The 16,774-nt window shown below is 26.3% G+C and carries 15 protein-coding genes and 1 pseudogene; all 16 read right to left on the bottom strand.

Annotated features, from left to right (window positions below; genetic code table 11):
- Window positions 1–487: pseudogene (locus I4U58_RS14115) on the bottom strand (hypothetical protein); the annotation flags it as partial.
- Between the two features lie 48 nt (window positions 488–535).
- The gene (locus tag I4U58_RS07100; RefSeq protein ID WP_195930418.1) at window positions 536–2,872 is read right to left on the bottom strand and encodes a sensor histidine kinase; all 2,337 of its coding nucleotides are present in this window, start codon (window positions 2,870–2,872) and stop codon (window positions 536–538) included.
- 201 nt (window positions 2,873–3,073) lie between these two features.
- Window positions 3,074–3,724 (bottom strand): RNA polymerase sporulation sigma factor SigK, encoded by a 651-nt coding sequence (gene sigK / locus I4U58_RS07095; protein ID WP_195930416.1) that lies wholly within the window; start codon window positions 3,722–3,724, stop codon window positions 3,074–3,076.
- Between the two features lie 144 nt (window positions 3,725–3,868).
- On the bottom strand, window positions 3,869–5,527 hold the full coding sequence (locus I4U58_RS07090; protein WP_195930414.1) for a penicillin-binding protein 2: 1,659 nt from the start codon (window positions 5,525–5,527) through the stop codon (window positions 3,869–3,871).
- 110 nt (window positions 5,528–5,637) lie between these two features.
- Entirely contained in the window at window positions 5,638–6,564 is a 927-nt protein-coding gene (locus I4U58_RS07085) for a peptidase U32 family protein (RefSeq protein WP_195930412.1), read from the bottom strand.
- Window positions 6,557–7,228: an O-methyltransferase gene (locus tag I4U58_RS07080; protein ID WP_195930410.1), complete on the bottom strand. Its 672-nt coding sequence runs from the start codon at window positions 7,226–7,228 to the stop codon at window positions 6,557–6,559. Before I4U58_RS07080 ends, I4U58_RS07085 begins: the two co-directional genes overlap by 8 nt.
- A gap of 81 nt (window positions 7,229–7,309) precedes the next feature.
- Window positions 7,310–8,380 (bottom strand): endolytic transglycosylase MltG, encoded by a 1,071-nt coding sequence (gene mltG / locus I4U58_RS07075; RefSeq protein ID WP_195930408.1) that lies wholly within the window; start codon window positions 8,378–8,380, stop codon window positions 7,310–7,312.
- Window positions 8,381–8,684: 304 nt separating this feature from the next.
- Window positions 8,685–9,578, bottom strand: a complete 894-nt coding sequence (locus I4U58_RS07070; RefSeq protein WP_195930406.1) for a tyrosine-type recombinase/integrase — start codon at window positions 9,576–9,578, stop codon at window positions 8,685–8,687.
- Window positions 9,579–9,589: 11 nt separating this feature from the next.
- On the bottom strand, window positions 9,590–10,183 hold the full coding sequence (locus I4U58_RS07065) for a hypothetical protein (RefSeq protein ID WP_195930396.1): 594 nt from the start codon (window positions 10,181–10,183) through the stop codon (window positions 9,590–9,592).
- Window positions 10,184–10,250: 67 nt separating this feature from the next.
- Window positions 10,251–10,781, bottom strand: coding sequence for an NUDIX hydrolase (locus tag I4U58_RS07060; protein ID WP_195930393.1), 531 nt, complete (start codon window positions 10,779–10,781; stop codon window positions 10,251–10,253).
- The gene (locus I4U58_RS07055) at window positions 10,774–11,850 is read right to left on the bottom strand and encodes a DUF3866 family protein (RefSeq protein WP_195930391.1); all 1,077 of its coding nucleotides are present in this window, start codon (window positions 11,848–11,850) and stop codon (window positions 10,774–10,776) included. Before I4U58_RS07055 ends, I4U58_RS07060 begins: the two co-directional genes overlap by 8 nt.
- A 4-nt stretch (window positions 11,851–11,854) precedes the next feature.
- Window positions 11,855–12,721 (bottom strand): glycosyl transferase, encoded by an 867-nt coding sequence (locus tag I4U58_RS07050; protein ID WP_195930389.1) that lies wholly within the window; start codon window positions 12,719–12,721, stop codon window positions 11,855–11,857.
- A 4-nt stretch (window positions 12,722–12,725) separates the two neighbouring features.
- Window positions 12,726–13,415, bottom strand: coding sequence for a glycosyltransferase family 2 protein (locus I4U58_RS07045; protein WP_195930387.1), 690 nt, complete (start codon window positions 13,413–13,415; stop codon window positions 12,726–12,728).
- A 33-nt stretch (window positions 13,416–13,448) separates the two neighbouring features.
- On the bottom strand, window positions 13,449–14,324 hold the full coding sequence (locus I4U58_RS07040) for a copper transporter (RefSeq protein WP_195930385.1): 876 nt from the start codon (window positions 14,322–14,324) through the stop codon (window positions 13,449–13,451).
- Between the two features lie 16 nt (window positions 14,325–14,340).
- Complete coding sequence (gene steA, locus I4U58_RS07035; RefSeq protein WP_195930383.1) at window positions 14,341–15,456, bottom strand: putative cytokinetic ring protein SteA; 1,116 nt, start codon at window positions 15,454–15,456, stop codon at window positions 14,341–14,343.
- 418 nt (window positions 15,457–15,874) lie between these two features.
- Window positions 15,875–16,696, bottom strand: a complete 822-nt coding sequence (gene spo0A, locus I4U58_RS07030) for a sporulation transcription factor Spo0A (protein WP_243269578.1) — start codon at window positions 16,694–16,696, stop codon at window positions 15,875–15,877.
- Window positions 16,697–16,774: the final 78 nt, after the last annotated feature.

Here is a 16,774-nt window from a genome sequence, read left to right as displayed (position 1 = left end):
CAAACTGCGGTAAAACAACATTATTCAACGATATAACCGGCTCAAAACAACATGTTGGTAACTGGCCAGGTGTTACATATACATTTTTATAATATAGTTTTGCACTTTTACTAAATACTAAAACTAAAATTACCATATCTAATAAGTTATTCATATATAAACTTCTTTGTTGTACTCTCAAAATCAAATCAACTAAAATAAAAAATATATAAACTCCTATTATTTGTTTTTTGATAAATTGTTGTTTCTTAAAATAATTTATTATTATAAAAAATACAACTATGCTGCTGTATATATCGACTATATCTTTGTTGATTTTAAAATATTTGAATAAAATGCTAGTTATCTGTAATATAAGAAATGTAGTAAGAAGTATCATCCTAAACTTTATTACTTTTTTATTTTTTTTAACTAAAGTAAATCTATTTATAATCAAACAACATATGCATATAGCAATAGTAAATATTTTTATACAATGAATCACCATATTTCTCCCTCCCTATTTCAGCTATGAACAATATATAGTTACATATATTTATGCTGGGTATATATCTGCAAATTGTATATCTACAAATTCTTTTTTTATACAGATATCTTTTTTATATTTATTTTTTAAGAAAGAATTTTCTGTATTTCTTATTAATATTTTAAATTCACTGCCTTTATTTAACTCACTATCTACATTTAAATAGAGATCTTGTATTTCAGCTAGCTGCTTTACTAAATAAAGCCCCATACCCATACCTTCTGCCAATCTAGATAGACCTCTATCTATTTGTTCAAAATTTTCAAATATAAAATTCATTTGGTCTTTTGGTATACCAATTCCACTATCTTTTATGCTAATTACTATAAAATCTATTTTTTTCTCTACTGATATTTTTATTTTTCCACTTTTATCAGTAAATTTTATCGCATTAGATAAGATATTTAATATAATCTTTTGTAATTTTACACTATCTAGATAAACTAATATTTCATCATCACTAAATTCTAATTCTAAATTTAGATATTTTCTGTCTATATAGTATTTAGATAGTATCGATATATCTTTTAGCAATTTGACAACATCAAATACAACATAATTCAAATCGTATGAAAGATTTTCTATATCCATTATGTCATTTATATTATCCAAAACTTTTTTTAATCTATATAAATTTTTTCTTACTAAATCAACATGGTTTTTTATTATTTGAGAGTTCACATTCTTTTTCATAATTGTGTTTTCATATAACATATTATCGACTGGATTTTCTATTTTATCGACTACATCTATGCAAAATTGTGTTTTAAATTCTTCAGTTTGCTGTGTTTTTTTCAATCTTTCTCTTATATCTTGTATCTTTTGATTATTTTCTAAAATTTTAAAAACAATAATATATACATTTTCACTTTTTATATCTGTTATAACTATGGATGCATTTTCTTTTTTATTTAAATTAATTATTTTTTCATTATCAAAATCAACTGAATGCAGATATTCATCTACAATATTATTAAATTTATCTATCCCTATTTTTTTAAATTGCTCTATCATATATTTATTTTTATAAATATATTTTTGAGTAGTTTTGTCCATTATGACAATACCATCTGGAAGTGTTTCTAATAATACTCTGTATATTGTCTCTCTTTCTTCTATATCCTCCATGAGTTGTTGACTTTGTGTTATATCAGAAAATATTATTAATTTTAATTCTTTATTATCAATATTTAATAAGCTCTGTGATACTTTTAAACTTTTATTTTTATAAGTTTTTGTATACCATATACTATTTTCTTTATTGAGTTTATTTGATGAGATATTTTTTATAAATTTATCTCTTTCCACAATCGATATATACGGTAGTAAATCTTCTATTGAATATATCTTATCTTTTATGCTTAATATGTCTTTTACTTTACTGCTTATATAGTCAATCTTATCTTTATTAATAATAAGAATGCCATCATCCATAACTTCAATTAGTTTTTTATAGCTATTTTCATTAAATGTTATTTTTTCTTTTTCTTTATAAGTGCTTTTTAAATTACAAAACTGAACAACCTTGAATTTTTTGTTTTGGTTTATTAGTTCTACTGCATTTAATAAGTAGGCTTGTCCTTTGATTGAGTTTATATTCATATCTAAAACTCTTTCTTGTGAGTTTATAGTATCAATAATTTCTTTTGGGTTATAAAAGCTTTTTCTAAAAAAACTTTCTACATGTAATTTATCAAAATCTCTTTCTTTGAATAGTTTATTAAATTTATTATTTGTGTACTTTACGATATTATTTTCTAAAATTAATATTGGAAATTTGCATTTTGATAAAGAAATGTCAAATATATTATTTAATTGTTCTTCTTTTTTATCTAATTTATCATTATTATCAACTTCGCTTTGTATCTCTTTAATTAAGCTCTGTATATATCCTTCATTCATCTTTGCTTTTACTTTAATATATGAGAATTCGTTATTTACCTTTGCAAAAATCTTGTATCCATATATATACAAAGTTATTAAGTTTACTGCTATATCTAAAACTAAACTAATCATAGTACTATAGCTTATCAAAAATAATCCAGTCGAGTTTATTACTATCAATAAAATCTTCTTAAAGCTATTTGACTCTAAAGAATTTCTATTAATTACGAGACATAGTATTTTTATTACAAATAAATATCCTAAACTAATACCATAATTATTAAATAGACCATTTACAGCTAGATTTATAAATAATATTGACTCGATAAAATATACCATTGCAAAGCATATGTAATGTAATTCTCTTTTTAAATAATAAATAAATACAGACATTATAATTATAGTAGTAGTTATTACAAAATTAATATTATTTAATAATAAAATTTTATCTGATGTGTTCATAATCTATCCCCCATTTATCATTTAATATATTACATAAACTTAAACATATTTACGTAAATCTTAATTAAAAAATAATTTTTTCCAATATACTTCAGCGTTTACTGTTGTACTTTGTTTGTATACTTAATATTAGCATATTAAATATAAATAATTTGTCATTTTATGAACTGTAAGTATAAATAATGTGCGACAAAAAAAGCCTTAAATAAGGCTTTTTTCTATTTTTAATTCTTTTTTCAATTTTTTCAATGCTTTTTTTTCAATTCTAGATACATAAGATCTAGATATATTTAATTTTTGAGCTATTTCTCTTTGTGTCTTATAGCCATGCGGTGTAAGTCCGTATCTTAGTTTGATTATTTCATTTTCTCTTTCAGTTAAAATTTGTTCTATCTTTTCATAAAGTTTACTTATTTTCATTTTTAGTTCTACTTTATCTACTATATAATCTACGTCAGTTCCTAATATATCTATTAAACTTATTGCATTTCCTTCTTTGTCTACTCCTATTGGATCTTGTAATGATACCTGCATCTTGTTTTTTTTATTACTTCTTATATTCATTAAAATTTCATTCTCTATACATTTTGAAGCATAAGTAGCAAGCCTTATTCCTTTGTCTACATTAAATGTATCTATTGCTTTAATAAGACCTATAGTCCCTATGGATATCAAATCATCTAACTCTTCACTAGAATTATTATATTTTTTAGAAATATGAGCTACTAATCTCATATTTCTTTCAACTAAAACTTCCTTAGCTTCTTTATTATTCTCATTTTTTAATAAATTTAAATAATATACTTCTTCTTCAGGGGTTAATGGTTTTTCAAATGATTTAATAGTAGTCAAGGCGCCACCCCCTTAATCAACTGTCATTTTAAATTATATGATTTATTGATTCAGAAGTTTCCGTTTTCGATGTAAAAATTTTATTTTATAAAGTAAAATTTTTATAACATTGACTTACATATTAAATCACTATATATATTTTTATTATTTTATACTATTGCATATGTCTTTAAAAATAGGTATTGCAGACTTGCTGTTTTTTTCTGTACCTTCAACTAAGACTGTTATTGCATATTTAGGATTATCCTTTGGATAAAAGCCTGTTATCCATCCATGCGATACCTTTGTATGGTTTACGCTGCTTTGTGCTGTCCCTGTTTTAACACCACATCCACCTTTTAAATCACTTAGTGATTTAGCTGTTCCTGTTTGTGAAACGCCTATCATAAATTGTTTAATTTGTGTTGATGTATAAGGTGATATCAATTCTTCCTTCTTAGATGTAGATAATTTTTTTATTTCGTTCATGGAGTCATCAACTATACTATCGTATATATATAATGGCTTATAAAGACCATTATTAGCTATAATTTGTGTCATTTGATTTATTTGTAGTGGAGTAAAACCTAGTGAGCCTTGACCTATAGACAAATTACTCAATGAGATATTATCTGGTATATTAGGCTCGACTTCTTCATCTAATCCAATATCTATTTTTTCATTTAAATGAAGTTTTTCAATCGCTTTATAAATTTCATCTTTTCCTACTTTTTTTGCTATATCATAAAATGCAGTATTACATGAGTTTGCAAATACTTCTGCTAGGGTTTGTATTCCATGTCCAGATAAATTATTGCAATTTAATTTTTCTTTGCTGTTTATTTGCTCACTTCCCGTACAGTTGTAGTAATATGTGCTGTTTGTTATTACTTTATTTTCTAATGCAGCAAACAATACAACCATTTTAAATACAGAACCTGGTGGATAAGTTGCTGATATTACTCTGTTTTGCAATTGGCCATCTGTTTTGTCTATTGAATCTTCTATTTTATTTTGATTAAAGTTTGGTCTCGATGACATTGCAAGTATTTCTCCTGTTTTAACGTCTGAAATTACTACTGCTGTAGGATTTTCTTCTTTATCTACTATTTTTTCTACCTGAGATTGTATATTAGAGTCTATTGTAAGTTTTAAATTTTTATTGTTATTTGTAACTTTAGATATACTACCTTCAATTATTTTAAGCCCGCTTTTTTTGCCTAAATCTCCTGCCTTAAAAACTGATATGTATTTTTCGTTGGAATTTTTAAGCTCTGAGTTCATATTCTTTTCTATACCGCTTACTCCATTTCTATCGGTTTTATTTATGTATCCTATTGTATGAGATAGTAGGTTGTCGTCTTTATATCTATTAGTTTTTTGTTCTACAATTATATTTATTTTTTCTAATTTATTTATTTGACTTGTACTTAATTTTCCTACTTCTATTTCTATTAATTCACTGTCAATTTGATCTTGTACTGCTTTGAAGATATCATTTTCATCTAAACCTGTAACTGTTTTGATTGTGTTTATATTTTTATAATTATCTGTAATAACACTTTTAGGCATTATTATCACTTGTGTCCTATTTGTATCTGTCAGAGGATTATTGTTTCTGTCGTAAATAATCCCTCTTCCAGAATTTAAATTTACCTTTTGTGTACTTTGAGTTTCTATCTTACTGCTATAAGATTCGTATTTATAAATGCTTAAATATGATAGTCTAATAATTAATGCTAAAAATATTATTAAAAATATATAAAAACCATTTTTAATTCGTTTTGCTAGAATTCTATTGATATTATTTATTTTTCTAGACATAAAATCACCCCTTAATTATTTGTCATTTTTGACAATAATTAAGGGGTCCATACTTTTATTTTTATATTTCTATAATTTGTAAATTTTAATTAAAACCTACTATATTTTTATTAATCGTAATCTATTGTTTCATCTAAATAGAATCCTGTTGTATGCTTTCTAGGAGTAGCATTTTTTAATGTTTCTAACATATCTTCAGTACAGTTGTACTCGAAGTTATTATTGTAGAAGTCATCTATTGCCTTTCTATAAACTGGCACAACTTCTCTTACATACTTTTCATCATTAAGTCTTGCTTCAATAGTTAAAGTACTCACTCCTGCTCTTATAAATTTATCTAGATATTCAATCATACATAAATCTCTACTTGCAAAGAATATTGTTCCTGCTTCATCTTCATAAACAGGAGAATATTGACCTTGTCTCTTTTCTTCTGTTAAATTATATTTTTTCTTAGAAGAATAGTTGTCTTTTCCTTTGCTTTCTAAATAACTTGTTATTAGCTTTCTTCCTGAATAAGACATTATTACTGGTCCATGAACATATGCTTCTAATTCTAGACTTTCAGGTGTATTTAATCTCATTGTTTCCATTTCTTTTATAGATAACTCTCTTGAGATTACAACTCTATCAACACCTTGTTCGTGCCAGAAATTAGCTGTTTCGTAATTGTATACATTTGAAACATTGCTTAAATGTATTTTCATTTCCGGTAAAATTTGTTTTACTGTTATTAAAGTACCAGCTTCTGAAACTATAACAGCATCTACATTTAATTCGTCTAAAGTTTTTAAATACGCTTCGAACTCTTTAAAATCTTTATTATGTGGAAGTAAATTAATTGTTACATATACTTTTTTGTTGTTTTCATGAGCAAACTTAATACCTTCTATTAAATCTTCTCTTGAAAAGTCATCTGATAAAGTATCTCTTCCGAAAGATTCTCCTCCTACATATACGCTATCTGCACCACTTTCAAGTGCTGCTTTTAAACATTCTAAACTTCCTGCATAGCAAGTAAGCTCCATTTTATGCATCTTTATTCTCTCCTCTTTTACTGTCTTTATAACTTATAGCAACTCCGTCTCCCATTGGTAAAAGTGAAGTCGTTAGATAATCACAATTACAGATATAATCTAGATAATCTCTCATTCTTTTTACTATAGTTTTCTTTCTTCTAACTACTAAATCGTCGCTAGCAATCATACCTTTATATAAGATATTATCTGATATTAATACTCCACCTACTTTTAGTTTATCTATTACTAAATCGTAGAATAATTTATATTGGCCTTTAGCAGCATCTAAGAAGATCATATCAAATTCACCTTCTACATTTTGAAGCTGCTCAACTGCATCACCTTCAAGTATTGTTATATTATTTTCAAATCCAGCTCTTTTTATGTTTTCTTTAGCTTTTTCAATCATAACTGGATTTCTTTCACATGTTGTTATGTCAGAATCTTCTCCGCATGTTGTTGCAAATAATATAGAAGAATACCCTATTGCACATCCAACTTCTAAAATTCTCTTTGGTTTTTGCATTTTTAAAAGTACTTTTAATAAATCTGCCACTTCTTTGTGTACTATTGGTACACTATTTTCCTCTGCATATATTTCTAATTCTTTTAAAAGTCCTTCTGTGTCTTTTAAAGTCTCTCTTATATAATCTTCAACGACATTATTTACTATATTACTCAAAATTTTCACTCCTCGATTTCTATTAAACATTAATATGGATTATACCCAATTTAAGATATAATCCATACAAAACTTTTATTATTAATTATTTTCTTTAGATGCTTCTTCTAATGCTTTATTTCTTTCATCTCTGTCTTTTCTGTATTTGTTTACATTTGTTTTGTGTTCTTCATATGTTTTACTATAAACATTGCCTCCATCTATGCTAGCTACAAAGTATAAATAATCAGTATTTGATGGCTCAAGTACTGCTTCTATTGATTTTATACTTGGATTTGCAATAGGTGTCGGTGGTAATCCTTTTTTAATATAAGTATTATATGGAGAATCTATTTTTAAATCATTATATGTTATACTCTTCTTTCTTGTCTCAAAGATATACTGAAGTGTCGCATCTGATTGAAGAGGCATTCCTATTTCTAGTCTGTTATAAAATACACTAGCTATAATAGGTCTATCTTCATCTATTACTGCTTCTTTTTCGACTATAGATGCTAAATTTACAACTTCTTGAAGAGTCATATTTCTTTCTTTTTGTTTTTTCTTTAATTTATCAGTATAGCTTTTATCAAATAGACTAAGCATTTCTTTTATTATATCTTTAGGTTTTGCATCTTTATCAAAATAATACGTACTTGGATATAAAAATCCTTCTAAACTTTTTATATCTTTTTGATCTAAAAACTCAAAATCACTATAAAATTCACTTGGATTTGATACTAATTTTTCAAAGTCTTCTTTTTTGCCTAATTCATTTTTTACTAATAATGCTATTATCTCATTTGATGTAGATCCTTCTGGTATAGTAACTTTAATACCATCTCGATATATTTCACCTGAAACTAATTTTTCTATAATATCAGAATTAGATAATTTTTGACTTAATAAGTATTTTCCTGATTTCATATGTGAAGCGTTATTTTTCATTTTAAAGTTTAATTTAAATAGAACTTCGTTTTTTATCAGGTTGTTTTCTTTAAGAATATCAGCCACACTACTAACAGTTGAACCCATAGGAATATCAACTACTATGTCTTTCCCGTTATTTTTATCATAAGGTCCGCCTTCATAAGCTACAAATAGTGCTCCTATAAGTACTAATAAAATAACGGAAGATACCAATATGATAACCCTCTTTTTACTTAATTTCATATTTTTTCTCCTTGATATATTTGTATCTTCTTTATTATAAAACTTAGTTAGCAATATTTCAACAATAAAATACTTATTACAAAATACTTAGACAAATATTTTTCTATAGTATTTCCAAATTTAACATATTATAAACATAGATTTTAATTTTAATAAATAAAAAATTCGCTTCGCTCATATCGCCAACGAATCAAAGATTCCGTTGCTTTAGTTAATAGGTTAGAAATTATACATTATCCACAAACCATATAATGTATAATTTCCTTAGAATAAAAAAACCTCTATGAGATTATAGAGGTTTTTACTATTTAAAATTTATGTCGTTTTCGCGTGGATGTTTTTCCTTGATTTCTTTTCTTAGATTTTTATCTATATATTTTAAATACAGCTGTAAGCTTGATAAATTAGAATTCCCTAATATTTTGCTTACAACAGCTACATTTGCACCACCATTTAATAAATGTATTGCAAAAGAGTGTCTAAGCGTCGTAGGATTTATATTTTTATTTATGTCTGCTTCTTTTGCATATTTTTTAATTAATTTCCAAAGTCCTTGTCTTGTAAATCTCTGTCCTTGTGCATTTACAAATAATGCTTTTTCTTCTGGATATGTCAATAAATCTCTAGACTCATTTATATATTTTAATAAATAAAATTTAGTAGCTTCACACAGAGGTATAACTCTTTGATTTTTGGAGCTTCCACAGTATATATAGTCTATATCCAAATCTATATCTTCTAAATTCATATCAATAAGTTCTGAAACTTTAATCCCTGTCCCATATAAAACTTCAAATATAGCCTTATCTCTTATTTTTTTTGGTGTTGATAAATCTTCAAATTTTAAAAGCTTATCTACTTCTTCTTCTGTAAGAATTTCTACTTCTTCTCTTTTTACTTTAGGTTTTTTGATGTTTTTTGCTGGGTCATTTTTAGCCAGTCCATTAAAAAATAAATAATCGTGATATGATTTTATTGAAGATATCATTCTAGAAATTGATGAAACTGATATATTTTCTTTTTCAAGTTCAATCAAATAACTTATTATATCATTTTCAACTACATCTAAAATATTTATCTCTTTGCTGTTTAAATACTCTATATATTTTTTTAAATCTCTATTATAAGATGCTACTGTATTTTTTGATAATTTTTTAGTTTTTTCTATATAATCTAAATACTCTTTTAAAACCTTCATTTTTAACTCCTTTATCTTGCTAGGAATTGTATTATGCTAATACTTATTATATTTAGTATTGATTGTAATATAATAGAAGCACACATAATAATTATTAAATTTAATACAAACTCTTTTCCTAAAGATACTATACTATCTTGTCTATTCTTTTTCAACTGTTTATAAACACTTTTTATGTATCCTATCGATAGTTCGATTAAAATTATCGACATAGGTACTATAACAATATTTTTTAAAAATACAATAATACACATCTTAAAACTGCTAAATCCCAAAAGTATAATACTTGTATTTATAGTATAGCCTATAGACATAGCTTTTACTATAAACACAATAATAGCAACTGGATATGTAAAGAAAAATAAAGTCCCTAAACCTATCAACCCTAAATATCTTATATATTCTTTTATGTTTGTAAAAATAAAATCTTTTTTGTTTATATTTCCGTCATAGTAAGAACTTATTTTTCCTATCTGGTTTGATATATTATCTAAGTTACTACTATCCATTTTGTTTAGACATGATCCAACTATTACAAATATAATAAAAATTATACTTATAATTATTAAGCTTTTGTTTCTCTTGTAAAAATCTTTTTTCCTCAATTTAAAAACCTCCTCTATCTTTACATAAAATATTATGTTAACTTAGAGGAGGTTATTCCTTTTATATTTATTTAATTAAATCTTTTGATAGCAGTATACCTAAAGTTGTCTTTCCATCTACTATTTCATTATTTAAAACCATTTTATATACTTCATCAAAGTCTATTTCTTTTATTTCTATTTGTTGCTCTTCTTGCTTATCTTCAAGTTTTTCAAGTTTTTTAGCTAGATATATAAATATCATTTGATTTGAAAAACCTACTGAAGGATAAAACTTGTGTATTAATTTAAAACTCTCTGCATCATATCCTGTCTTTTTTCTAAATTCTCTTATGGCACATTCTCTCGGATTTTCATTTAACTCCAACTTGCCACCTGGAATTTCTAAAACTACATCTTCAATTGATTTTCTATACTGTTTTACTAAAATAATTTTGTTATCTTCTGTTATAGCTATTACTGCTACAACACCGTTATGCTCAACTATTTCTCTTTTTTGATATCCTTTATTAGGCACTTCAACTGTATCTACTCTCAAACTAACAGTTTTGCCTGTATATATCAAGTCACTACTTACAGTATTTTCTTTCTCAATCATGGCATACCTCCATTAAATAATATGCAGCACTACTTGCAGAATCGAAAAACTCACTATCTTCATCATAATTTCTTCCCATACTCTTAACTTTTAATCCAAAGTGCTCTAAATCTTCTTTGCATTTGTTATTTTCTACGAATACTATGTTGTGTTTTTCGTCTAATTTATTTTCTTTTATCTGTGCCTTAATTTTATTTAACTTTTCATCTTCATAAATTGTTATAGGTATATTTACATCTACATTAACAATTTTATCAAATACAGTTATACTATGGTGTGATATCCCTTGATGTCTATCTCTTTTATCTGCAAAACTTATTCTAGGAATAGCTATAGGTCTTCCACCTAGTTTTTTTACAGCATCTAGTATCTGTCCTTGCTCTATTCCTGTAAATCCGTATTTAGTACCTGTTCCTGCAATACCAGGACCCATACTTACAAATACTACATCAGCTTTTGCGATTTCTTTTGCTGTTATAAGAGCAGTATATATATTTATACACTCATAATCTCCACCAAACGCATTTCCAATTGTTATAGTGGAATTTATTAAGCCTTTTTGTTTTAAATTTTTTACATTCATACTTAAATAAAGTGGTAAGGCAGCACCATCAGTCATTATATATGCGATTTTCTTGTCTGGATTATTTCTTTTGTATGAAGCTACAAAAGGTGTAAGCATACTATGTAATGTTCCTACAACGACAGGTAAGTCGTCTAAGCTTTCAAAATCATTTATAAGATCGTGATACTTACTTTCGTGGTCTTCTACACTATCTACAACTATTTGATAAGGTGTATATCTAAGTTTCATAATATGTCCATTTGCGTCTAAATCTGACTCCATATTATTTAAATTGCTTATTACAAAGTGATATCCACCTGTACCTAAGCTAAGCTCTACAGCTGTCGTATTTAAAATAACTTTATCGCCTTCATTTACTTTTCCAGTCATTTTAGGATAATTGTATGCTCTTTGAATTTGTCCATCAATACTTACTCTTATATCTTGTAAATCATCGTCACTACTTTTTATAGATTCAACAATCCCCACTTTTTTACTAATCATATTATTACCTTCCCAAGTCATCTATGAATTTTAATACTTTATTTTTTTCTATAATTTTTGTAAGAGAGAATTTTTCAGTAATTAAATGCATAAGCACTAAAAATACTAACCATGCAACTCTAACTTTTATTCCATATCCAAATGCCATTAAAACACCTATTGATATTCCTAAAACATTTGAACCTGTATCTCCCATCATACCTCTAGCTTTTAAATCAGTATTAAAGTATGCTAATACGTTTGGAAATATAAGAAGTGGTAATGCTTTTATATATCCTGTTAATGTTATATATATAGGTATCATTATTACTAAATATGCTTTTATAGCTCTTCCCGGTCTTAAATCAAATAAATTCATTAAGTTTGTAGAAAGTGCTATGATTAATGTATTTACAATTATATCTACTATATCATTTGAAATACATACAGAAACAACTAATCCTACAAATCCTCCAAATAAAGCTTTAAATCCACCAGTAGTAAGTTCACCTTTTAATAAACTTTTAAAGTGACCTTTTAATCCACTTACACTTCTGTTTCCAATTAAGTCGTCTAATGCACCTGCAAAGAACATACATACCATAGAGAATATATATAATGCTAAACATAAAAGCCATACTGTATTCATATTTAAATAACTTGTACTACCTACAGCCCATATTGTATTCATAGTTATATATCCTAATATTATACTGTTTATTATCATCATAGGTAAAAATACTATACCCATTCCAACAGGGATCATTTCATTTTTATAATTAGGTCTAATTACATTTGAGTTAAGTAACATACTTTTAAAAAGAGGTATCATAAAATATGTTCCTAAAAAACCTAACACAAATAGTATTGCATGAAAAATATATTGTGTCATAAAACTACCTCCACTCTTTTTTCTTTTGTCTTACAACTTTTTTAATGTGATAGAATTGTTTACCTCTGTGGATAAATCCTTTTAAGTCTCTTCCTGTCTCTGAGTGAGTCATATTTACTAATATCTCTTTTATTTTGAAATTGTGTTTTAATATGTCTATTGTCATACCTACTTCTACACCATATCCAAATGGTATTTCATCAAATATTTCAAGAACTTCTTTTTTGAATATTCTTTGACCTGATAAAGTTGAAGTAAGCTCCACTCCTGTCATTTCATAGACAGAGTTTTTCGCTAGATTTTTTACAAATCCTAGACCTCCCTTTTTCTTAGCTGGAGGGAATTTAGCTATAGTAACATCGCACTCATTATTTATAATAGGTATTATTAGTTTTTCAACTTCACTTGCAGTATTTCCTAAGTCTCCATCTAAAAATCCTATTATATCTGCTCTTTTCATGGCTTCTCTTAGACCATTATTTAAAGCATATCCTTTACCTCTATTTTTGCTTTGTGTTATTACATTTATCTTTTGACTTTCTACACTTTTTGCAACTTCTGATGTCTTATCACTAGAGCCATCATCTACTACTATAATTTCGTCTATTTCTTTAATATCTTTTATACTTTCTAGAGTATCTTTTATTTTATTTTCTTCGTTATAAGCTGGTATTATTATACTTATATAGCTCATCTTACATCTCCTTAATAACTTTTGTAAGTTTTATTATTTTGAAAATGGCATTAAATCAGTAACATTTTCTCCTGTTCCATAGTTTCCTACGATGCTTTCATCTTTTATTAACATACTTAAAGATATTTTTCCGATTTCAGAATCGATATTATCTATAGTTGATATTTTTGAATCTGAGCATAATTTTAAAAATTTTGAGTTGCTAGCTTCTCTTTGAACAGCTACTAAATATTTTTTCTCTGATTTTAATTTAGATATAATATTTTTTTCTTTTACTTCAAATGTTTTTTGCATGTTTTCGTCTTCATTTTCTCCTACTAAAATTGCAGAATCGTATGAAGCATAATCATCGCTTAAAGATTTGATTTCTATTAACTCTAATTCTTGTAATTTTTCTAAATCTTTTTGTGCATTATCACCATTTAAACAGTCCATTATATAGTTTATACAATCTTGAGATGTTTTTATTTCTTTATCTATATCATTTGATAAAGTTTTTAATTTTTTTTCATCTTCTATAGTATCTCTTACTACTATATTAAATGCTAAATGACCATCTGCATCTTTTATTAAGTTTTCTATTTCTTCACTATAATCATTTTTCTCATTAGTAATTATTATTCCAGTATTTCTATCTGTTAATGCATTTGTAATTAAAAGATTATAATTTTGCGATATATAAGATGTTAATTTTTCTTGTTCTTTAGTTAAATCTTCAATTTGAGTATTTAAATCTGCTTTTTCTTGATTTAAAGAGTCAAATCTATCTTCAAATTCTGATAAAACCTCACTTTGTTGTTTACTTAATTCTTGGTCGTAATTTAAATTGAAACCTACTATAATTCCTATACCTAATGCTAAAAATATAGAGCCTATAGTTACGATGTAGTATTTCATATTTATATTCATATTTAGTCCTCCTATTTTACATGTTTAGTTTCATTTTTAATTGTAGTAATTTAATAAGTTGTTGTACAGTTGGAGATAAATAAGCAATTATTATAACAGGGAATATAGCTGTTATTACTAAGGCCCATATATATTTCATTTTTAGTTTACTCTTATAAAGTAAATTGACTCCTTTTGCATCTATAAGTTTTGCTCCTATTTTTAATCTAACTAAGAATGTAGAAGCCATTCCTTTTCTTCCTTTTTCTAAGAAGTCTATCATATTAGAATGTGATCCTAATGCTACGATTAATTCTGCACCATATTCATATGCAGTAAGCATAGCAATATCCTCACTTGTTCCCGGCGCTGGGAAAACTACAGCATCTAAACCTAAGTCTTGTACTCTTTTTAGTCCTGGTGCTCTACCGTCTACATATGCATGAACTACTATTTCTTTAGCTTTTTTTAGAGCTTCATCCGTAACACTATCCATATCACCTACGATTACATCTGGGTTGTATCCGCATTCAAGAAGTGCATCTGCACCACCATCAACCCCTACAAGTATAGGCTTCATTTCTTCTATATATGATTTAATTGTAGCTAAATCTTCTTTATAGTCTTGTCCTCTTACAACTACTAAAACATGTCTATCTTTGTAGTTTGTAGTCATTTTAGGAATTTCAGTTTCTCCTAATATAAATCCTTTCTCACGCTTTGCATATTCTATAGTATTATCTATAAATCTATCTAATTCTACCGACATATTTTCATATGCAATTTGTGTTCTTTTTTCAACAACAGATTTGTCCATAACTTCGCCTGAGCCTATAAATTGACCATCTCTATAGATTTGTCCGTTGTTTACTTCTATAACTTGTCCTTCTTTTAATTCTTCAAATACATTTTCTCCTACATTATCTATAATCAGAATATTATTATCTATAAGTATTTTTGGTCCCTTATTAGGATATCTACCACTTATTGAAGGAGCTGCATTAATAACAAGTTTTATCTTACGTTCAACTAAAGAGTTTGCTGCGACTTCATCTATGTCTATATGATTTATAACAGCAATTTCTCCAGCAGAAAGTCTTTTTGCAAGCTTTTTTGTCTTTCTGTCTACCTTAATTGGGGCTTCGACTCTCATTTCATTAACCTCCGTAAATTTTTAAATCTTAAAATATTATACCATTATTTTCACTCAAAATAAATATTTTGGCGAAAGAGCCCGTTAACTACCTAATAAAACAAGTAAATTTGTATTTAATACTTGCAAAATTAAATATGTTATAGTCTATCAACACTTTGTACTTCACTTATTCTAATATAAATTTTAACATATTACTACATTTTGAAATATACATATCTATTATTTTAAGAATATGTAAGTTTTATATGTGTATTTTCCCCTATTAATTTTATCAAATATTGTCAAATATTCAATATTTATTTACAATGTATAAAAAACTAATCGTTATGTTTCTAAAAGTTTGTAAAAATATCTAATTTATTTTTATTAAATTAAGCCTTAAAAAAGCCTTCTATATATCTAGAAGGCTTTTTTCTTACTTAACTATACTATGCTCTAATCTTAATTTATCTGCAATCATAGCTATAAATTCTGAATTTGTAGGTTTTCCTTTAGTTGTATGTACAGTATATCCAAATAATTGATTTATAGTATCAACCTTTCCTCTACTCCATGCAACCTCTATAGCATGTCTTATAGCTCTTTCAACTCTACTTGGAGTTGTGTTAAATTCTTTAGCTATACTTGGATATAACTCTTTTGTAACAGCTCCTAATAATTCAACATTGTCTATAACCATTTTTATAGCTTCTCTTAAATATAAATATCCTTTAATATGAGCTGGTACTCCTATTTCGTGTATTATGTTAGTTATTTCTGCTTCTATATTTCCTGCACCCGGTTGTTGATATTCATTTGTTCTGCTCATTTGCAGTTCAGTAACAGCTTTAGATGCTTTAGCTTGAGATACTACAGGTTTATTTAAAACTAATTCTCTTATTCTGTTTATAAATACCACAAAGTCAAATGGTTTTACTATGTAATAATCAGCACCTAAGTTAATAGCTGTTTGTGTTATTTTGTCTTGTCCTACTGCTGATAGTACTATTATTTTTGGCATTTTATCTAAATTCATAGTATTTAGTTTTTCTATAACGCCTAATCCGTCTAAATGTGGCATTATTACGTCTAATACTAATAAATCTGGCTGTTTTGCCTTAACTAATTCTAAAGCTTCTACTCCATCTTTTGCTATTCCCAAAATTTCTATATCATTTTCATTAGACAGATATTCTTTCAATACTTGGCAAAAATCTTTATTATCATCAGCTAAAACTATTTTTATTTTATCTTTCATTGTAATTCCCCCCATTAATATATTATTATAATATAAATTTCCTTAATTATATTTAAATTTTTCATCTTTGAGAAAAAG

Source organism: Clostridium sp. 1001270J_160509_D11 (genome assembly GCF_015667935.1).
Taxonomy (GTDB): Bacteria; Bacillota; Clostridia; order Peptostreptococcales; family Peptostreptococcaceae; genus Intestinibacter.
Note: the sequence above shows the minus strand (reverse complement) of the source record. Positions and strands in the feature narration are given on the sequence as shown.

Excerpts from the sequence above, each read along its gene's own strand:
- I4U58_RS07060 (WP_195930393.1), bottom strand. The coding sequence starts at position 10,781 with ATGATTGAGAAAGAAAATACTGTAAGTAGTGACTTGATATATACAGGC.
- I4U58_RS07100 (WP_195930418.1), bottom strand. The coding sequence starts at position 2,872 with ATGAACACATCAGATAAAATTTTATTATTAAATAATATTAATTTTGTA.
- spo0A (WP_243269578.1), bottom strand. The coding sequence starts at position 16,696 with ATGAAAGATAAAATAAAAATAGTTTTAGCTGATGATAATAAAGATTTT.
- I4U58_RS07085 (WP_195930412.1), bottom strand. The coding sequence starts at position 6,564 with ATGCATAAAATGGAGCTTACTTGCTATGCAGGAAGTTTAGAATGTTTA.
- I4U58_RS07050 (WP_195930389.1), bottom strand. The coding sequence starts at position 12,721 with ATGACACAATATATTTTTCATGCAATACTATTTGTGTTAGGTTTTTTA.
- I4U58_RS07055 (WP_195930391.1), bottom strand. The coding sequence starts at position 11,850 with ATGATTAGTAAAAAAGTGGGGATTGTTGAATCTATAAAAAGTAGTGAC.
- steA (WP_195930383.1), bottom strand. The coding sequence starts at position 15,456 with ATGAGAGTCGAAGCCCCAATTAAGGTAGACAGAAAGACAAAAAAGCTT.
- I4U58_RS07045 (WP_195930387.1), bottom strand. The coding sequence starts at position 13,415 with ATGAGCTATATAAGTATAATAATACCAGCTTATAACGAAGAAAATAAA.
- I4U58_RS07040 (WP_195930385.1), bottom strand. The coding sequence starts at position 14,324 with ATGAATATAAATATGAAATACTACATCGTAACTATAGGCTCTATATTT.
- I4U58_RS07070 (WP_195930406.1), bottom strand. The coding sequence starts at position 9,578 with ATGAAGGTTTTAAAAGAGTATTTAGATTATATAGAAAAAACTAAAAAA.
- I4U58_RS07090 (WP_195930414.1), bottom strand. The coding sequence starts at position 5,527 with ATGTCTAGAAAAATAAATAATATCAATAGAATTCTAGCAAAACGAATT.
- mltG (WP_195930408.1), bottom strand. The coding sequence starts at position 8,380 with ATGAAATTAAGTAAAAAGAGGGTTATCATATTGGTATCTTCCGTTATT.